The organism is Prevotella sp. FD3004 (assembly GCF_000746155.1).
Lineage (GTDB): Bacteria > Bacteroidota > Bacteroidia > Bacteroidales > Bacteroidaceae > Prevotella.
Genome location: NZ_JQKR01000012.1, coordinates 86,498 through 107,080 on the forward strand (window position 1 = coordinate 86,498; position 20,583 = coordinate 107,080).

The following is a 20,583-nucleotide window of genomic DNA, read 5'->3' on the forward strand; positions in this document are numbered from 1 at the left end:
ACAGCAAAAAGCAAGCTTTCTGCATTCGATTTGCACCGTTTTTGCAACCAATTAGTGAATTATAAAGAAATGACTGAAGAACAACTCAACCAAGAACAAAATTACTCCGCGAGCAATATTCAGGTGCTCGAGGGTTTGGAAGCTGTACGTAAGCGCCCCGCTATGTACATTGGTGACATCAGCGAAAAGGGACTTCATCATCTGGTCAATGAAACCGTCGACAACTCTATCGACGAGGCCATGGCCGGTTACTGTACACATATCGAAGTAACTATCAACGAAGACAATTCTATCACCGTACAGGACAACGGACGTGGTATTCCCGTCGACGAGCATGAGAAGATGCACAAGTCGGCCCTTGAGGTCGTTATGACCGTTCTCCATGCCGGTGGTAAGTTTGATAAAGGCTCCTATAAAGTATCAGGAGGTCTGCATGGTGTGGGTGTAAGCTGTGTAAACGCCCTCTCTACCCACATGATGTCACAGGTATTCCGCAATGGTCACATCTACCAGCAGGAATACGAGAAGGGTAAGCCCCTCTACGACGTAAAGATTGTAGGCGACACCGATAAGACCGGTACCCGTCAGCAGTTCTGGCCCGACGGTACCATCTTCACCACCACAGAGTACAAGTACGACATCATCGCCAAGCGTATGCGTGAGCTGGCTTATCTTAATGCCGGTATCACCATCACACTGACCGACCTGCGTCCCGATGAGGAAGGCAATCTCCGTCAGCCCGAGGTATTCCATGCCAAGGAAGGCCTAAAGGAGTTCGTTCGCTACGTCGACCGCCACCGCACCTCAATCATCGGCGATCCTATCTGTCTGAAGACTGAGAAGGATGGTGTGCCCATCGAGGTAGCCCTGCTGTACAACAGCGATTACTCAGAGAATATCCACTCTTACGTTAACAATATCAACACCATCGAGGGTGGTACCCACCTTACTGGTTTCCGCATCGCCTTGGCTCGTACACTTAAGAAGTACGCCGACGAGGACGATCAGCTGCGCAAGCAGATTGAGAAGGCCAAGATCGAGGTAGCCCAGGACGACTTCCGCGAGGGTCTTACCGCCATCATCTCAGTAAAGGTTGCTGAGCCTCAGTTCGAGGGTCAGACCAAGACCAAGCTCGGTAACAGCGAGGTGAACGGTGCCGTACAGAAGGCCGTAGGCGAGGCTATGACCAACTACCTGGAGGAGAACCCCAAAGAGGCCCATACCATCTGCGAGAAGGTAATTCTAGCCGCTACAGCACGTATTGCAGCCCGCAAGGCCCGCGAGAGTGTACAGCGTAAGAACCCGATGACTGGCGGTGGCCTGCCTGGTAAGTTGGCCGACTGCTCAAACAAAGATCCTAAGGAGTGTGAGATCTTCCTCGTCGAGGGTGATTCGGCCGGTGGTTCTGCTAAGCAGGGTCGCGACCGTCACTTCCAGGCCATCCTGCCTCTGCGTGGTAAGATTCTGAATGTAGAAAAAGTACAGTGGCACCGTGTGTTCGAGGCCGAATCGGTTATGAACATCATCCAGAGTATCGGTGTACGCTTCGGCGTTGACGGCGAGGACTCAAAGGATGCCAATATCGATAAACTGCGTTACGATAAGATTATCATCATGACCGACGCCGACGTCGATGGTTCTCACATCGACACACTGATCATGACACTCTTCTATCGCTTCATGCCACAGGTTATCCAGGGCGGTCACCTCTACATCGCTACCCCACCACTCTACAAGTGTACTTACAAGAAGACCTCAGAGTACTGCTACACCGAGCAGCAGCGCCAGGCATTCATCGATAAGTACGTAGCAGGTAACGGCGACGACAAGGCTCTGCACACCCAGCGCTACAAAGGTCTTGGTGAGATGAACCCCGAGCAGCTGTGGGAGACCACTATGAATCCCGAGAACCGCTTGCTAAAGCAGGTAACTATCGAGAACGCCGCCGAGGCCGACGAGATCTTCTCAATGCTGATGGGCGACGACGTAGAACCACGTCGCGAGTTCATCGAGAAGAACGCCACCTACGCTAATATCGACGCGTAAGGCACGATATCAAATACTTCAAATACTTTTCAAATCCCCACTTGCGATAGGTCTTATCCTATTCAGGTGGGGATTTATCATTGTTATCCTGTACCATAAACACGGAACTTGCATTGAAGGAATCCTGCTTCTGAATGCCTTGCGGTGATGACACATAACGGGGACGGGGCAGACAAGGAATATCCCTTGAATTGACAAAGACTATCTGCGCTCTACCAATTTAGTCTAAATTGGTGAGCAATTTAATCTATTTTGCTCTGCAATTTAGTCTAAATTGGAATACAAGATAACCTAAATTGCAGAAACTCAGATAATAATTGTCATGGCTTACACCTATATATACCAAGTATACAGATTATGTTATACATAAATTTTAGCCTGACGTTTGCCTTGGAGTACGGCGAGGGCATTGAGGGCGAGGGCTTCCATCTCATCCTCGCCAGGGAAGCAGTGGATGGGAGCCAAGAACTCCACACGTTGACGGAGGCGGCTGACAACATACTCAGAACGTGCCAGACCGCCCGTGAGCAGGATGGCATCGATATGGCCACAGAGTACAGCCGACTCGGCAGCGATGCTCTTGGCAACATGATAGATCATGGCATTGAGGATGAGTTCGGCATGTTTGTCACCATAGTCTTCGATACGGCGGATCACCTCGCGCACATCGTTGGTACCCAGATGGGCATTGAGACCTGCCTTTCCTGCGATACGCTTCAAGAGCTGCTTCTCGTTATACTTGCCACTGAAACAAAGACGGATAAGGTCGGAAGCCGGCAGCGAGCCGGCACGTTCCGGTGAAAAAGGGCCTTCGCCATCGAGGGCGTTATTAGCATCAACGGCACGTCCGTGGTCGTGAGCCGCCACAGATATGCCACCACCCATATGACAGATAATCAGGTTGAGGTCTTCATACTCCTTGCCTATCTCGGCGGCATAGCGACGGGCTATGGCACGCTGGTTGAGGGCATGCCAGATACAGATACGGTTCATCAAAGGGGAGCCGGAGATACGGGCATAGTCGTTGAGCTCGTCGACAACACCTGGATCGGCAATGAAAGAACGACAGCCAGGAATGGAGGCGGCTATCTCGTGTGCTATCAGGCAACCCAGGTTACAAGCATGATTATGGAGGGCTATGCCGCTATGGGTGTCTTGAATCATAAGGTCGTTAATCTCGTAGACACCACCCTCAAGCGGTTTTACAAGGCCACCACGCCCAATGACGGCATCGAACTCTACAGGGATGTTGGCCTGGCGAAGTTCATCGAGCACCAGTTGGCGACGGAAGTCCTGCTGCTCTATCACATCGTCGAAACAAGCCAGCTGTTCAGGGGTATGCGCGATGTTACGGACGAGCAAGGGCGACTCATCCTCAAAGACTGCCACCTTTGTAGAGGTAGAGCCTGGATTGATGACAAGTATCTTCATATAGCAGCAAGGGCGAGAGAATAGTACTTCGACTCCGGACTGTCAGCACGCGATGGCAACACGCAGCAACACTGTGTACCCTGCAACACACCAGCCGTCTTGGCATAGCCAAAGAGGGTGATGGTCTTATAAAACACGTTGCCTGCCACGATGTCGGGGAATATCAGTGCATCAGCCTGTCCGTCGATGACGGAACGGATGCCTTTCTCACGCAGGCTGACGGAGTCGAGCGAGGTCTTCAGGTCTAACGGTCCATCGATGATGCAGCGCCCGAAGGCACCTGTCTGGGCCTCAGCGATAATCTCCAGATAGTCGACAGTATAGGGGAATGTCTTGGCACTTACCTTCTCTGCACAATGGATGAGCGAGATACGCGGTTCCTCGATACCAAGGGCATGGCACACATAGTTCACATAGTGAATCTGCTGGCGACGCTGAGCCTCGGTGGGCACAGGAATCACGGCGGCATCGGTGAAAAAGAGCAGTTTCTCGTATTTGGGAATCTCGGCCATCGCCACATGGGTGAGCACATGACCCGGGCGGATGATGCCACTTTCCTTATCTAATATGGCTCGCAGAAGCACATCGGTATTGATGAGTCCCTTCATCAGGATGTCGGCCTCACCGCTCTTACACAGGGCCACCGCACGACGGGCGCACTCTTCCTTATCGTCGCCATCGACATAGATAGGTTCGATGAAGCCCATCTCCACACCTTTCTCTACAGCATAACGGGTACTGGCGTCGTTGGCACACACCACGGCTACACGCTTTTTGTCGCCTCGCTGCTGGAGAAAGACAATCATATCATTCAGGGTCTTTATCGGCTGCATGGTCTTTAAATTTTTGGTTTTATGCTGCAAATATACAAAAAGTTTTGTATCTTTGCAAGCGGAAAGAACTAAAAACAATGATTATGAGGAAATATCTGCTAATTTCTGCTATTCTTATGGGAAGCTCTTCTTTGTGTGAAGCACAGACAGAGCAGGCGCCTATGCTGTTGCAGTACGACAAGCCTGCCACCTACTTCGAGGAGTCGCTGCCCATAGGTAACGGTAAACTTGGCGCCCTGGTATATGGTGGTACTGACGACAACATCATCTACCTGAACGATATTACCTTATGGACGGGGAAACCCGTAGACAGAAACCTTGATGCCGATGCCCACCAGTGGATATCAAAGATACGCGAAGCGCTGTTCTGTGAAGACTACAAGCTTGCCGACTCACTGCAGTTGCACGTACAGGGTCCCAACTCACAGTATTTCCAACCGCTGGGTACGCTGCATATCAAAGACCTGGGGCTGGGCGCTATCACAAACTACCAGCGCAGCCTCAGCCTCGACTCGGCTATTATCAAAGACAGGTACGTACGCAACGGAAAGACTATTGAGCGAGAGTACTTCGCCTCGAACCCCGACAAGCTGATTGCCATCCGACTGAAGGGTGACATCAACTGCAGGATAGCCCTAACGGCTCAGGTGCCTCATCAGGTAAAGGCCATCCCCACCCAACTCACGATGACAGGTCACGCTACGGGCCTTTCTCAAGAGAGCATCCACTTCTGCACGATGCTCAGCGTTAAGACGGATGGCGAAGTGGCTGCATCAGACTCTTCCGTAACAATCACGAATGCCAAGGAGGCGATTCTCTATATCGTCAACGAGACGAGTTTTAACGGTTTTGACAAGCATCCCGTCAGAGAAGGCGCACCCTATCTAGAGAATGCAGCTAACGACATCTGGCACACTCAGAACATGAGCTACGACGAGTTCTACACCCGTCATCTGGCTGACTACAAGGCTATCTACGACCGTGTAAAGATCCGTCTCTCGGATAAGGCCATAGCCCACAAGGGTAATACCGATGACTTATTGCTCGACTATACCAACCATGGAGGCAAGAGCCGCTATCTCGAAGAGCTATATTTCCAGTTCGGACGCTATCTGCTGATCTCCTGCTCACGTACAACTGGCGTTCCTGCTAACCTGCAGGGACTCTGGACACCTCACCTCTGGTCGCCATGGCGTGGCAACTATACGGTAAACATCAACCTTGAGGAGAACTACTGGCCCGCTTTCGTGGCTAATATGGCAGAGACGGCTACCCCACTCGACGGCTTTATCAGCGCGCTTGCTACTAACGGCAGGTTTACCGCCAAGAACTACTATAATATCGGTGAAGGCTGGTGCTCGAGCCATAACAGTGACATCTGGGCAATGACAAACCCCGTAGGCGAGAAGCGCGAAAGCCCTATGTGGTCGAACTGGAATATGGGCGGGGCCTGGCTGGTGAATACCCTGTGGGAGCGCTATCAGTTTACACAAGACAAGGCTTATCTGAAGGACATTGCCTACCCGCTGATGAAGGGTGCTGCCCGGTTCTGTCTGCGCTGGCTCATTGAGAATCCTAAACAGCCTGGCGAGCTGATAACAGCTCCCAGCACGTCGCCCGAGAACGAGTATAAAACAGATAAGGGCTATCACGGCACCACCTGCTATGGCGGTACAGCCGACCTGGCCATTATACGCGAACTCTTCATCAACACGATTGCCGCAGGCAAAATTCTCGGTCAAAAAGACAAGGAGATGGAGCTGGCTCTGGCTAAGTTGCATCCTTATACCATCGGTCACATGGGCGACCTGAACGAATGGTACTACGATTGGGACGACTGGGACTTTAAGCATCGCCACCAGAGTCACCTGATTGGCCTATACCCAGGCAGTCACCTGACTGATCCGGCTCTACAGAAAGCAGCTGAAAGGACTCTTGAGATCAAAGGTGATGAGACGACAGGATGGAGCACCGGATGGCGCATCAACTTGTGGGCACGACTGAAGAACGGAGAGAAGGCACATCAGATATACCGAAAACTGCTGACAGCTGTTGCACCTCAGAAAAGCAAAGCACCTAACTACAGCAAAGGCGGGGGCACTTATCCTAATCTCTTCGATGCTCACCCACCTTTTCAGATCGACGGTAACTTCGGCGGCACAGCTGGCGTCTGCGAGATGCTCATACAGAGTAAGGACGGCGTCATTGAACTGCTGCCCGCCATTCCTGAAGCATGGAAGGACGGGGCTGTCAGCGGACTCTGTGCCAGAGGCGGCTATGAGGTGGCATTTGAATGGAAAGACGGCAAGGTGCGTGACTGCCAAATCAAGGCTAAGAACAACGGCCGTGTCACCTTATTATATAATAACATGCAGAAGACTATTAAGTTGAAAGCAGGTCAAACTCAAAATATCAAGACGTGGTAAAATTACAAATCAAAGAAACAGATCTGAACAAGGCAAAGAGCTGGAGCGAGTCGGTTTTCCTTGACGACGACCTCCTGCTGACGGAGCACATCAACAAGGCTCCTATGCCTACAGAGCCCAGAAAGATGAACTTTATCCTCATCGGACTGTGTACTAAAGGTAGAATCGAGTATCGACTCGACACCCAAGAGATGATTATCAACCCTGGCGATATTCTCATTGTCAGCGATAAGCATGTGGTAGATAAGTATCAACCCTCGCCCGACATGGAAGGACTGTGTATGATGCTTAGCGTGAACTTCTTCCATGAGATTATCCAGAACGTGAGGGATGTCAACTCACTATTCCTCTTTGCCCGTAGTCACCCTGTGATGAGTCTCGACAGGAAGGAGCAGGACACCTTTAAGGAGTACTTCCAAGTGATTAAGCAAAAGATTGGCGACAATGGAAACTTCTTCCACAAGGATCTGATCAGGACTTTGCTACTGGCTATGTTCTACGACGTTGGCAATATCATCAACCGAGTGAGGAAGCTCGACAAGCCACAGACACGCGCTGAAGCCATCTTCACCAACTTCATCAAGATGGTTGAGGCTAACTACAAACATGAACGCCGTATCAGCTGGTATGCCATACAGCTTGGCATCACACCGAAGTATCTGTCGGAAACGGTAAAGGCCGTTAGCCGTCGTACACCTAACGAATGGGTCGACAACTATGTCATGATGGAACTGCGCGTTCTTCTGAAGAACTCTACCAAAAGCATCAAGGAGATTACCGAAGAGATGAATTTCCCCAATCAGAGTTTCCTGGGTAAATTCTTCAAGGAGCATGTAGGCATCTCGCCCAATAAGTTCCGTAAACTATAAGTAGTTCTGGCGGCGCAGCTCTTCAACGGTATCGAGCAACTCCTGATACCATGCCTCGCCAAAACGACGGATAAGCGGGTCGCGAAGGAATTCATAGAGCCGGAGGTTCTCTTGAATACCCTTGGCAACGGCCATCTTGCAGACCGACCAACGGTTGTAGTTCAGACCTATAAGGCCCTCGCCAATACGCTTCTCACGAATAGGATAGAGCGCACAACTTACAGGCTTGCAGAAACGGGTTCGCCCTGCTCTGTAAGCCTTTTCTAATGCGCAAAGACAACAGTTCCCGATGGGCAAATGGGTGTTCCAATCTTCTATATCACCATAATAGGTAAACACACAATCCTTGCCACGAACGATACTCGTCACCAAGTCACCCTCCTGATCGGTATAAGCCACACCTTGCTTGTCGATCACTGCCTGAGCCGATGCAGACAGATCGCCCCACACCTCGTCGAGACAATTCTCAATCTCAGCAACCTCATCGAAGGTCACAGGCGCACCAGCGTCGCCCTCTACACAGCATTCGCCTTTGCAAACGCTGAGGTCACAACAAAATTTCTCCGTCAATATCTCTGACGAGAGCAACACATCGCCTACTTGGATAATGGGTGGAAGTTGATTCATCTTCTGATTGAATTTTGGCACGGATTACACGGATTAACACTGCTTTATTCTTATGCACAGAGCCGTGTCTTTATTTATAAAGCCGCGTAATCCGTGCCTAAAGTCTTTTACCAAAGAATGGGAGTCATGCCGTTTTGTTCGAGATAGGCGTTACAACGTGAGAACTGATGCTGACCAAACCAACCACCACGATTGGCACTCAGAGGTGAGGGATGGACAGATTCAAGCACGAGATTGTTCTGCTTGTCAATCATATATGCCTTTGAACGGGCATAGCCACCCCAAAGCATATATACCAGATGCTGGCGGTTCTGTGCCAAGGCCTGGATAGCGGCATCGGTAAACTTCTGCCAACCTAAGGCTGAATGACTGTTAGCCTGATGAGCTCGAACGGTGAGCGATGCATTGAGCAGCAACACACCTTGTTCAGCCCAGCGTGTCAAGTTGCCAGAGGTAGGAACGGGTGTACCAAGGTCGTCCTGAATCTCTTTAAAGATGTTCTGCAGCGAGGGCGGAAACTGGATACCATCCTGCACAGAGAAACTCAGTCCATGGGCCTGTCCTGGCTCGTGATAGGGATCCTGACCGATAATCACCACCTTCACCTTGTCGAACGGACACAGGTTAAAGGCATTAAAAATCAGTTTGCCTGGAGGATAGCACGTAGTGGTTTGATACTCCTTACGCACAGCTTCAGTGAGCTGAGCAAAGTAAGGCTTCTCAAACTCGCCCTGCAAATACTGCTTCCAAGAGTCCTCTATCTGTACTGCCATATTTCTTTAATAATTTGGCACGGATTACGCAGATTAACACGGATTAATTTTGTTTCGCCAAATCCGTGAAATCCGTGTAATCCGTGCCTGAAAATTAGTCTGTAATCAGGTTCTCACCAGTCATGTCGGCAGGCTGCTCCAGTCCCATGATATGGAGGATAGAGGGAGCCACGTCGGCCAGACGACCGTCCTTCACTGTTGCCGAGTTGTTGTTGGTTACATAGATGAATGGAACGGGATTCAGTGAGTGAGCGGTGTTTGGCGTACCATCAGGATTGATGGCGTTATCAGCATTACCATGGTCAGCAATGATGATAGCCTCGTAATCGTTAGCCTTAGCAGCCTCGATTACGTCCTTCACGCAGTTGTCAACAGCCCAGACGGCCTTGGCAATAGCGTTGTACACACCAGTATGGCCTACCATATCGCCGTTAGCGAAGTTAACCACAATGAAATCGTACTTTGCCTCGTTGATAGCAGCCACCAGCTTATCCTTCACCTCAAAAGCACTCATCTCAGGCTTCAGGTCGTAGGTTGCTACCTTCGGAGAGGGAACCAGGATGCGATCCTCGCCCTCGTAAGGCTGCTCGCGACCACCATTGAAGAAGAATGTTACGTGAGCATACTTCTCGGTCTCGGCGGTGTGGAGCTGCTTCTTGCCCTGCTGTGAGAGATATTCTCCCAGCGTATTCTCAACGTTCTCCTTGGGGAAGAGAATGTTGACACCTGTGAAGCTGGCATCGTATGGAGTCATGCAATAGTACTGCAGTCCAGGGATGGTCTTCATGCCCTGCTCAGGCATATCCTGCTGAGTCAGTACGATGGTGAGCTCCTTGGCACGGTCGTTGCGGAAATTGATGAAAATCACAACGTCGCCCTCTTCGATGCAACCATTGACACTGGCATTGTGGATAGGCTTGATGAACTCGTCGGTCACACCGTCGGCATAGCTCTCCTCTACGGCTTTCACCATATCGGTAGCCTGCTTACCTGTGCCATTCACGATGAGGTCGTAGCCCTCTTTCACACGCTCCCAACGCTTATCACGGTCCATTGCATAGAAACGACCTACAATCGAGGCGATAGCAGCATCATTGTCTGCACATGCCTTAGTCACCTGCTCAATGAATCCCTTACCGCTCTTGGGGTCGGTATCACGACCGTCCATGAAACAATGAACGAAAGTCTGATTCTTCAGTCCATAGTGCTTACCCACCTCGATGAGCTTGAACAGGTGGTCGAGTGAAGAGTGCACACCACCGTCAGAGCAAAGACCCATCAGGTGCAGTTTCTTATTATTTTCTTTGGCGTAGGTATAAGCTGCCTTCACCTGAGGATTATCTACGATAGAACCGTCTTTGCATGCGCGGTTGATCTTAACAAGGTCCTGATAAACGATACGACCAGCACCGATATTGAGGTGACCCACCTCTGAGTTACCCATCTGTCCGTCGGGCAGACCAACGTCTTCACCAGAGGCCATGAGCTGAGAGTGAGCCGAAGTAGCTGTCAACAAATCGAGATAAGGAGTCGGTGTGTTGAAAATCACGTCACCCTTACCATGCTTACCGATTCCCCATCCATCGAGAATCATCAATAATGCTTTCTTTGCCATAATCTTATTACTAATTTAAACGTACGTTCTATTTTGCGGTGCAAAATTACAAAATTTCTTCGAAATGAGTACGATAACACGTTGCTTTTAAGCAGATTTCACACCTGCTCGACTCAAAATTCCGCTCATCGAATCATACAATCTTCCAAATTGCTAACTCCTCTTATCAGAATGTTATTCCCAACACTCCAACTCGCTTTCCAACTCAGGCAACTGACTGCGGTGGAACGCAGGTTCTTTAATGCCCTGTCGCTTCTGCTGGCGATAGTCGTCGAGCAGACGGAAGGCATAGCGACCCAGAAGCATGATAGCCACGAGGTTACAAGCCGTGAGGAAAGCCATAAAAAAGTCAACAATGTTCCAAACCAACTCGAAACTGGCCAATGCGCCAAACACAACCATCACGCCTGCCGAACAAATGCGATAGACGGTCATCACCTTCGTGTTGGGGGTGATAAAACGGATGTTTGCCTCGCCATAATAGTAGTTGCCGATGATGCTGGAGAAAGCAAAAAGAAAGATAGCGACAGCCACGAAGACTGGTCCGGCCGATCCAACCTCGCTCTGCAAAGCTGACTGCGTAAGGGCAATTCCATTGAGTTCTGGTGTCTGATAAAGCCCACTTATCAGGATGATAAAGGCCGTACACGAGCATACCAGCAACGTATCGGTAAATACACCCAATGCCTGAATCAGTCCTTGCTTCACTGGATGACTCACAGCTGCCGTTGCTGCCACATTCGGCGCACTACCCTCGCCCGCCTCGTTCGAGAACAGTCCACGCTTTACACCATTCATGATCGTAGCACCGATACCGCCACCAGCTATCTGCTGGATGCCGAACGCATCACTCACAATTACCTTCAATACGTGTGGGATATGCTCGATGTTCATCACGATAATCACCAATGCCAGCACCACATAGCCAATAGCCATCACAGGCACTAACACCGCACTGACATGGGCAATACGCTGAATACCGCCAAACACGATGAATAAGCCTAAGGCAGCCAACATAGCTCCCACCCAAGCGGGCGACCAGCCGAAGGCCTCTTGCATGGCACCACAGATGGTGTTGGCCTGAATAGAGTTATTCGAGAGTCCGAACTGCAGCGTGATGAGCACCGCAAACGTAATGGCAAGCCAACGCTGATGCAGGCCTTGCTGGATATAATAGGCTGGTCCGCCAATAAACGAATCCTTATGTTTCTGTTTGAATAGCTGCGCCAATGTAGATTCGACGAAAGCCGTTGCCGAACCTATCAACGCTATCACCCACATCCAGAACACCGCTCCCGGGCCTCCGATGGCGATGGCCGAAGCCACACCAGCCAAGTTACCTGTGCCCACGCGGGTGGCCACACTCACTGCAAAAGCCTGGAACGAGGAGATGTGTTTACGTTTGCCCTCGGCAGCGTTCTCCATAATCTGTTCGCCAACGGTATCAACCGCCGAATCTGTGAGCAGACGGATCATCTCGCCCACCATACGGAACTGTACAAAGCGTGTCTTCACCGTAAACCACACGCCACAACCCACCAGCGCAGCTATCAGCACATAGCCCCACACGGCATCGTTTATCGTAGTAATCAGCTCATTCATAAATCATCTTTTCCATCACAAAGGTTCGGATATCTTAGAAATCAAAGTCAATACTGAGTTGACCGTCGCCTAAGAGGTTATAGCTCTTGCGGTGATAGGGGGTAATGCCGTATTGGCGGATGGCTTCGCGATGTTTCTTCGTGGGATAGCCTTTGTTGGAGAGCCAGTCATATTGGGGATATTCCTCTGCCAACTGGTTCATATAATCGTCACGATAGGTCTTGGCAAGAATCGATGCTGCTGCGATGGCGAGGTATTTGCCATCACCTTTGACAATGGTGGTAGAGGGCAGCGTCTTTCCTTCTGCCGGGTCTTTATAGGGTTTGAAGCGATTACCATCGATGATAATAGCCTCAGGGCGAACCTTCAACTGGTCGAGGGCTCGATGCATGGCAAGAATCGAAGCGTTGAGAATGTTTATCTTATCGATCTCCTCTGGGGTGACGATGCCTACAGCCCATGCTACAGCATCCTTCTCGATGATTTCACGAAGCTGATAACGGCGCTTCTCGGTAAGTTGCTTGGAGTCGTTGAGAAGTTCGTTTTGATAGCCATCAGGCAGAATGACAGCAGCTGCATAGACGCTACCAGCCAGACAGCCACGCCCAGCTTCATCACAACCTGCTTCAATCTTGCCTTCGTAGTAATGACTCGCCAACATCTTGTCAGAACATTTGCGAAACACGACGGATACCTGCTACAAGGGCATCAATCTCTTCTTTCGTATTATATAGTGCAAACGAGGCTCTCACAGTACCAGAGATTCCAAGTCTGTCCATCAAGGGCTGGGCACAATGATGACCTGTTCGAACTGCAATGCCCAGACGGTCAAGCAAGGTTCCCATATCCAAGTGGTGGATATCGCCTACGTTGAAACTCACCACAGCATCCTTCAACGATGTATCCTTCGGGCCATAAATATGCATGTCAGGAATTGTCAAGAGTTGTTCCATGCAATATTTTGTGAGTTGCTGTTCATGTGCCTGAATAGCTTCGAAGCCGATGGAATCGATATATTCGATGGCTTTAGCGAGTCCGTGGGTAGCCACATAATCTGGCGTGCCAGCCTCGAACTTAAAGGGCAAGCGCTCGAAAGTCGTCTTCTCCCAAGTCACCTTATCAATCATCTCGCCACCACCCTGATAGGGAGGCAGTTTTTCGAGCCATTCTTCCTTGCCATAGAGCACGCCTATGCCCGTAGGACCATACATCTTATGTCCGCTGAAAGCAAAAAAGTCGCAATCCATCGCCTGCACATCCACCTTAAAGTGGGGTGCGCTCTGGGCGCCATCCACCAATACGGGGATATCGTGAGCGTGGGCTATCTTGATGATCTGCTCGACAGGATTAACAGTTCCCAATACATTGCTGACATGGACCACGCTGATAATCTTGGTTTTCTCTGTAATAAGTGCTTCCAACTGATTGAGGCAGAGCAATCCGTCATCCGTAATAGGAACATGCTTCACAACAATACCCCGTTTCATCGCCTGAAGTTGCCAGCTGACGATGTTGGAATGGTGCTCCATCTCAGTCACAATCACCTCGTCGCCAGTCTGCATCTGCGATTCACAGAACGACTGAGCCACCAAGTTAATCGCCTCTGTGGTGCCACGGGTAAAAACAATCTCCTCTATCTTGCGGGCATTGATAAATCCGCGGACCTTTTCACGGGCTGCCTCGTGCAGATCGGTAGCCTGTTGCGAAAGATAGTGAACACCACGATGCACGTTGGCATTTACATTGAGGTATTCATCCCTCATGGCGTCGAGCACCATGAGCGGCTTCTGCGTAGTTGCTGCATTATCGAGATAAACCAGCGGCTTCTTATAGACCTCGCGACCCAGGATGGGGAAATCCTCACGTACCTTATTTATATCGTACATATTACTTACACAATTTACAACCAGAGCATTTGTTGAGTTCGCCACGGAATCGCTTTTCTACCAAGTAGTGAAGGCGATCGCGGAGAGGTTCGAGCTGCATGTGGTCGATGACCTCGTTGATGAAGGCATTCTGCAACAGGAGTTTGGCCTCATTGAGCGAGATGCCTCGCTGACGCATATAGAAGAGGGCGGCATCGTTAAGCTGTCCAACGGTTGAGCCATGGGCACACTTCACGTCGTCGGCATAAATCTCGAGCATGGGCTGGGTGTACATACGCGCCTCTTTGGTTGCCGTCAGATTCTGATTGGTCATCTGCGAGATAGTCTTCTGAGCCCCATGCTCTACCAACACACGGCCAGCAAAGGCACCAACAGCCTTATCGTCGAGCACATATTTATAAAGTTCGTTCGAAGTGCAGTGCGGCACTTGATGGGTAATCAGCGTGTTGTTATCCACGTGCTGCTGCTTATCGGCTATCACACAACCATAGCACTGACACTCAGCCCCCTCGCCAGAGAAAGTGAGGTCGAGCTTGTTGCGCGTGATACCATTATGCAGCGTAATTACATTGTGGTTCACACGGCTGTTAGCCTGCTGGTCGATATAGACATTGCTTACACGCACATTCTTATGGTGTGTTTCCTCCATGCAGTAGAGGTCTAACGACGCATTCTCGCCCACATAAGCCTCAATGACCTGAGTAGCCAGGAAGTTACGATCGTCGGCAGCATGGTCGCAGAAGAGCATCTTGATCTCTGCGTTCTCTTCGAGCACGATAAGCACACGTCGGTTCACCATCAAATCAGGCACCTGACGCTGGGCATTCTGGGGTGTTGCCTTGGCCGATGGCCGAGCCACCTCAGGCTCGGAAGAGCTGATGCGAGCATCGCTCTTCACTCGCAAGGTCGGTGCCTTAAGGATATTGATTACCTGAATGGCACGATCAACCTTAACATTTTTGGGCACGTAAACCAGTAGTCCGTCCTGTGCCAGCATGGTGTTGAGCGCTGTGACAGCATCCTCACTGGTCTTAGCCTGCTTGGTGTAGTATTTGCTCACCAACTCAGGATAATCTCTCAACGAGCCGATAATCACACCCTCAGGCAGATGTCCCTTTGGTTTTTCATCGTGATAGAACATGTCGTTCACCACGAAGTAGAGGCTGGTAGAGAGGTTGGGCACATCGCAATGGAAAGCCTCATAAGGATCGACGGGAATCTGGAGACGGCTGAGGTTCACACCATAGTCAGGCTCGAAGAGCTTCTGCATATCGGTGTACTTATAGCGCTCCACCTTACGTGAGGGAAAGCCCAGAGTCTTGAAATTCTCAAAGGCCTCATCACGCACGGCATTCATCGCCTCTGGGGCATGCGAGAAAATCATCTCACGTGCCTGCTGGTACAACTCTATATATTGTTGTTCTGAGTTCATTCTTCTCCTATTTCTTCCTTAATCCAATCGTAACCATGCTCTTGAATCTGCTTGGCCAGTTCTGGGCCGCCAGTCTTCACGATACGCCCCTTGTACAGCACATGTACAAACTGAGGCTTGATCATCTCAAGCAAGCGATCGTAATGGGTGATGACGATGCATGAAGTCTCTGGTGTCTGCAGTTTATTCACTCCTTCGGCCACGATACGCATAGCATCGACGTCAAGACCAGAGTCGGTCTCATCGAGAATGCTCAGCTTTGGCTCAAGCATAGCCATCTGGAAGATTTCGTTGCGTTTCTTCTCACCACCACTAAAGCCCTCGTTTACAGAGCGGTTAGCCAGCTTGGAATCGAGTTCAACAATCTTACGCTTCTCACGCTGAAGCTTCAGGAACTCAGCGGCGTTCATGGGTTCCAGACCCTGATACTTACGTTTCTCATTGATGGCTGCCTTCATGAAGTTAGTCATCGACACGCCAGGAATCTCAACAGGATACTGGAACGAGAGGAACAGCCCCTCATGAGCACGATCCTCTGGTTTCATCTCCAGCAGATTCTTGCCATTGAAGAAAGCCTCGCCTTCAGTCACCTCATAAAGCGGATTGCCCACGAGCACAGCACTCAAGGTCGATTTTCCAGAACCGTTAGGTCCCATGATGGCATGTGTCTCACCATCGTTGATCACAAGGTCAATACCTTTTAATATCTCTTTGTCGCCAATGCGAGCATGTAGATTTCTTACCTCAAGCATTTATTTACCTTTTTACTTTTTTATCTTTTTACCTTTACCCTACGGTTCCTTCAAGTGATACACTCAGCAGTTTCTGAGCCTCAACGGCAAACTCCATGGGGAGTTTCTGGAGCACTTCCTTTGCATAGCCGTTGACAATGAGTCCTACTGCCTGCTCGGTAGGGATACCACGCTGGTTACAATAGAAGAGCTGATCCTCAGAGATTTTCGAGGTCGTAGCCTCGTGCTCGAAGATAGCCGTGTCGTTATGCACATCCATATAAGGGAAGGTATGTGCACCACAATCAGAGCCCAGCAACAACGAGTCGCACGAAGAGTAATTACGCGCATTATCAGCATTGCTGGTAGCACGCACCAATCCGCGATAAGAGTTCTGCGAATGGCCTGCCGAGATACCCTTAGAGATGATGGTACTCTTGGTGTTCTTACCAATATGAATCATCTTGGTACCCGTATCAGCCTCTTGATAGTTGTTGGTCACAGCCACACTATAGAACTCTGCCTGAGAATTATCGCCACGCAGGATGCACGACGGATATTTCCAAGTAATGGCAGAACCCGTTTCAACCTGAGTCCAGGAGAGTTTAGAGTCCACACCACGCAAATCGCCACGTTTAGTTACCAGATTCAATACACCACCTTTACCGTTTTCATCGCCAGGATACCAGTTCTGAACGGTTGAGTACTTCACCTCAGCACGGTTCATCACGATAATCTCTACGATGGCCGCATGGAGCTGGTTCTCATCACGCATCGGCGCTGTACATCCTTCGAGATAAGATACGTAAGCATCGTCATCAGCGATAATCAATGTACGCTCGAACTGTCCCGTATTCCTTGCATTGATGCGGAAATAAGAACTAAGTTCCATGGGACAGCGAACACCTTTGGGGATATAGACAAACGAACCGTCGCTGAACACAGCACTATTCAAGGCTGCAAAGAAATTATCGCGATAAGGCACCACCGTACCTAAGTACTGGCGTACCAAATCACCATGTTCCTTAATGGCCTCACCTATCGAGCAGAAGATAACACCCTTCTCACGGAGTTTCTCCTTAAAGGTGGTCTTCACCGAAACCGAGTCCATGATGGCATCGACAGCGGTATTACCACTCAGCGCTAAACGCTCTTCCAGAGGAATACCAAGTTTGTCGAACGTCTTTTCAAGTTCAGGGTCAATCTTTCCGTCGCCTTCAGGCTTCTTGGCCAAAGGATCGGCATAGTAGCTGATGGCCTGATAGTCAATAGGAGGCACATGCACATGTCCCCATTTGGGCTCCGTCTGCTCCTTCCAGTAGCGGAACGCCTTTAAGCGGAACTCGAGCATCCACTCAGGCTCCCCTTTCTTAGCAGAGATGAGCCGAACGATGTCCTCGTTCAGCCCCTTCTCTATAATCTCTGTATGTACGTCAGTGGTAAAACCGAATTCGTATTTCTGTTCTGCCACCTGACGGACAAACTCATTTTTCTTTTCTGACATTCTTACAGTTTCTGTTCTACCTCGATCTCAGTGAAGGTCTCGATGATATCACCCACCTGGATGTCGTTGAAGTTAACCAGTGAGATACCACACTCCAGTCCGGTTGCCACTTCCTTGGCATCGTCCTTATAACGCTTCAGGGCGTCGATAGGAGCAGTGTGGATCACGATACCATCGCGGATGACGCGAGCCTTATCCTTGTTATGTACCTTACCATCGGTAACAAGACCACCGGCAACAGTACCGACCTTGGATATCTTAAATACCTGCTTAACCTCGATCTCACCAGAGATAACCTCCTTCTTCACCTTGTCAAGCATACCCTGCATGGTCTGCTTCACATCGTCGATAGCATCGTAGATGATAGAGTAGGTATTGATTTCAACACCCTCACGATCAGCGGCACGACGTGCATCGGCAGAAGGACGAACCTGGAATCCGATGATGATAGCCTCAGATGCTGATGCCAGCATGACATCATTCTCAGAAATCTGACCTACGGCCTTGTTGATCACATTTACCTGAACCTTCTCGGTAGAGAGTTTGATGAACGAATCGCTCAGTGCCTCAATAGATCCGTCGGTATCACCCTTCACGATGATGTTCAACTCGTGGAACTCACCCAGGGCAATACGGTGTGACAACTCGTCGAGACCCAGTTTGGTAGTTGTACGCAAGCTCTGCTCACGCTGCAACTGGATACGCTTGTTAGCGATATCACGAGCCTCCTGTTCCGACTCCATCACATGGAAAGAGTCACCAGCGGTAGGCGCACCGTTCAGACCCAGGATAATAGCAGGCTCAGCAGGTCCTGCCTCATTGATGCGCTGGTTACGCTCGTTGAACATAGCCTTCACCTTACCCCAGGCAGTACCTGCGATGACAACATCGCCGACCTTCAGTGTACCATTAGACACAAGCACTGTTGACACATAGCCACGGCCTTTATCAAGTGAGCTCTCGATGATGCTACCAGTGGCCTTACGGTTAGGATTAGCCTTCAGGTCGAGCATCTCAGCCTCGAGCAGCACTTTTTCAAGCAACTCGTCGACACCAATACCCTTCTTGGCACTGATTTCCTGACACTGGTACTTACCACCCCACTCTTCAACGAGCAGGTTCATGTTGGCCAGGTCTTCACGAATCTTATCTGGGTTAGCACCTGGTTTATCAATCTTATTGATGGCGAATACCATTGGTACGTTGGCAGCCTGAGCATGAGCAATAGCCTCCTTGGTAGTAGGCATTACTGAGTCATCAGCCGCAACGATGATAATGGCGATATCAGTTACCTGAGCACCACGGGCACGCATGGCAGTGAAAGCCTCGTGACCAGGCGTGTCGAGGAACGTAATCTGACGGCCATCCTTCAGTTTCACGTTATAGGCACCGATGTGCTGGGTGATACCACCAGCCTCACCGGCAATCACGTTGGTGTTACGGATGTGGTCGAGCAGAGATGTCTTACCATGGTCAACGTGTCCCATCACTGTTACGATTGGAGCGCGACTGATCAGATCGTTCTCATCGTCCTCCTCCTCAGTAATGGCGTTCTGCACTTCGGCTGATACATATTCTGTGGTGAATCCGAACTCCTCGGCAACGATATTGATAGTCTCAGCATCCAGGCGCTGGTTGATAGACACCATGATACCGATGCTCATACATGTACCGATAACCTGGTTGACGCCAACATTCATCATCGTAGCGAGTTCTGAAACAGTCACGAACTCTGTCAGCTTGAGTATCTTGCTCTCTGCTGCCTGTGACTCCATCTCCTCCTGCATACGCTCGGCGACGGCATCACGCTTCTCACGACGGTATTTAGCACCTTTCTTATTCTGATTCTTAGATGTAAGACGGGCCAGTGTCTCCTTTACCTGACGGGCTACAGCCTCATCATCCACCTCCAACTGCTTCACTGGGCGATTCTTCTTATTCTTCTTACCACCCTGCTGGTTGCCGTTATCCTGGAAGTTCTGGTTGCCTCCCTTATTCTTATTCTTCTTGTTCTGGTTATTCTGACCCTTATCTTGATTGGCAGCAGCCTCGATATCCACACGTTCCTTACCGCCACGGATGCGCTCACGCTTCTTCTTCTCGCCATTAACGCCACCGTGCATCTGGGCCTGTTTCTCCTCACGCTCCTTACGGCGCTCCTCCTTTGACTTCTTCTTAGGACGAGTGCTCTGGTTCAGAGAATCGAGGTCAATCTTACCAACCACATTCAGGTTAGGCACAGACTTCTGTTCAGTCCTCAACTTAAAGACATTATTATCATCAGCAGCCTGCTCCGTCTGAACGGGAGTCTCCTTTGGAGCTTCCTTTACTACAGGAGCAATAGGCTCCGGCTTCACCTCTTTGACAGGCTCTACCTTAGGCTCCTCGGGCTTCTTCTCCACTACGGGCTCTGGCTCCTTTTCTTCCTTCACCACAGCTACGGGTTCGGCCTTCGGCGTCTTGTCCTCCTGGGGCTTGGGCTTACCAATGCTGTCCAGGTCAATCTTTCCTAGAGGAGTGAAAGTCTGGCGGCGCTCTTCCTTCGGCTCTGATACAGACTCCGATCTTGCGTCCTTCTTAGGCTTCTTCTCCTTCTTTGGGAACATCATGCCTGCCTGGGTCTTAACGTCTTTGTCGCCCTTGAATTCCCTAACGAGCGCGTTATACTGCTCGTCGGTAATCTTAGTATTGACATTAGCGTCGTCTTTGATTTCACCCAAGTCTCTCTTATTCTTCAGAAAGTCTACTGCCGTCTGAAGACCGATGTTCAATTCTGTTAATACTTTATTTAATCTGACTCCCATTCTT

15 protein-coding genes are annotated in these 20,583 nt (G+C 50.1%); 3 read left to right on the forward strand and 12 right to left on the reverse strand.

Annotated features, from left to right (window positions below; translation table 11 throughout):
• Positions 1 to 69 precede the first annotated feature (69 nt).
• A complete protein-coding gene (gene gyrB / locus T325_RS03865) occupies positions 70 to 2,046 on the forward strand; it encodes a DNA topoisomerase (ATP-hydrolyzing) subunit B (RefSeq protein ID WP_036910581.1) in 1,977 nt (658 codons plus the stop codon).
• A 360-nt stretch (positions 2,047 to 2,406) separates the two neighbouring features.
• On the opposite strand, the gene buk is transcribed toward gyrB, so the two are convergent.
• The gene (gene buk, locus T325_RS03870) at positions 2,407 to 3,477 is read right to left on the reverse strand and encodes a butyrate kinase (RefSeq protein WP_036910582.1); all 1,071 of its coding nucleotides are present in this window, start codon (positions 3,475 to 3,477) and stop codon (positions 2,407 to 2,409) included.
• Positions 3,474 to 4,310: a phosphate acyltransferase gene (locus T325_RS03875; RefSeq protein WP_036910583.1), complete on the reverse strand. Its 837-nt coding sequence runs from the start codon at positions 4,308 to 4,310 to the stop codon at positions 3,474 to 3,476. The genes buk and T325_RS03875 overlap by 4 nt, the downstream gene beginning before the upstream one ends.
• Before the next feature lie 83 nt (positions 4,311 to 4,393).
• Between T325_RS03875 and T325_RS03880 the strand changes: the two genes are divergently transcribed.
• Together T325_RS03880 and T325_RS03885 are read left to right on the forward strand one after the other, a co-directional pair.
• Positions 4,394 to 6,736 carry a glycoside hydrolase family 95 protein gene (locus tag T325_RS03880; RefSeq protein WP_036910858.1) on the forward strand — a complete coding sequence of 781 codons (2,343 nt, stop codon included), beginning with the start codon at positions 4,394 to 4,396 and terminating at the stop codon, positions 6,734 to 6,736.
• Positions 6,730 to 7,605, forward strand: a complete 876-nt coding sequence (locus tag T325_RS03885; RefSeq protein WP_036910585.1) for a helix-turn-helix domain-containing protein — start codon at positions 6,730 to 6,732, stop codon at positions 7,603 to 7,605. The genes T325_RS03880 and T325_RS03885 overlap by 7 nt, the downstream gene beginning before the upstream one ends.
• Here T325_RS03885 and T325_RS03890 read toward each other — a convergent pair.
• From T325_RS03890 to infB, 10 genes are all read right to left on the reverse strand, one after another.
• Entirely contained in the window at positions 7,600 to 8,232 is a 633-nt protein-coding gene (locus T325_RS03890) for a DUF3109 family protein (RefSeq protein ID WP_036910860.1), read from the reverse strand. The two genes, T325_RS03885 and T325_RS03890, sit on opposite strands and share 6 nt — an antisense overlap.
• Positions 8,233 to 8,339: 107 nt before the next feature.
• The gene (locus T325_RS03895; RefSeq protein ID WP_036910587.1) at positions 8,340 to 9,005 is read right to left on the reverse strand and encodes a uracil-DNA glycosylase; all 666 of its coding nucleotides are present in this window, start codon (positions 9,003 to 9,005) and stop codon (positions 8,340 to 8,342) included.
• Between the two features lie 94 nt (positions 9,006 to 9,099).
• Positions 9,100 to 10,620 carry a 2,3-bisphosphoglycerate-independent phosphoglycerate mutase gene (gene gpmI, locus T325_RS03900; protein ID WP_036910589.1) on the reverse strand — a complete coding sequence of 507 codons (1,521 nt, stop codon included), beginning with the start codon at positions 10,618 to 10,620 and terminating at the stop codon, positions 9,100 to 9,102.
• Between the two features lie 174 nt (positions 10,621 to 10,794).
• Entirely contained in the window at positions 10,795 to 12,222 is a 1,428-nt protein-coding gene (locus T325_RS03905; RefSeq protein ID WP_036910590.1) for an alanine/glycine:cation symporter family protein, read from the reverse strand.
• 34 nt (positions 12,223 to 12,256) lie between these two features.
• Positions 12,257 to 12,883, reverse strand: a complete 627-nt coding sequence (locus T325_RS03910) for a ribonuclease HII (protein WP_036910592.1) — start codon at positions 12,881 to 12,883, stop codon at positions 12,257 to 12,259.
• 4 nt (positions 12,884 to 12,887) lie between these two features.
• Entirely contained in the window at positions 12,888 to 14,108 is a 1,221-nt protein-coding gene (locus T325_RS03915) for an aminotransferase class V-fold PLP-dependent enzyme (RefSeq protein WP_036910594.1), read from the reverse strand.
• Between the two features lies 1 nt (position 14,109).
• Entirely contained in the window at positions 14,110 to 15,540 is a 1,431-nt protein-coding gene (gene sufD / locus T325_RS03920) for a Fe-S cluster assembly protein SufD (RefSeq protein WP_036910596.1), read from the reverse strand.
• Positions 15,537 to 16,292, reverse strand: coding sequence for a Fe-S cluster assembly ATPase SufC (gene sufC / locus T325_RS03925; RefSeq protein ID WP_036910598.1), 756 nt, complete (start codon positions 16,290 to 16,292; stop codon positions 15,537 to 15,539). The genes sufD and sufC overlap by 4 nt, the downstream gene beginning before the upstream one ends.
• Before the next feature lie 34 nt (positions 16,293 to 16,326).
• Positions 16,327 to 17,775: a Fe-S cluster assembly protein SufB gene (gene sufB, locus T325_RS03930; RefSeq protein ID WP_036910600.1), complete on the reverse strand. Its 1,449-nt coding sequence runs from the start codon at positions 17,773 to 17,775 to the stop codon at positions 16,327 to 16,329.
• A gap of 2 nt (positions 17,776 to 17,777) precedes the next feature.
• Positions 17,778 to 20,579: a translation initiation factor IF-2 gene (gene infB, locus T325_RS03935; protein WP_036910602.1), complete on the reverse strand. Its 2,802-nt coding sequence runs from the start codon at positions 20,577 to 20,579 to the stop codon at positions 17,778 to 17,780.
• Positions 20,580 to 20,583 lie beyond the last annotated feature (4 nt).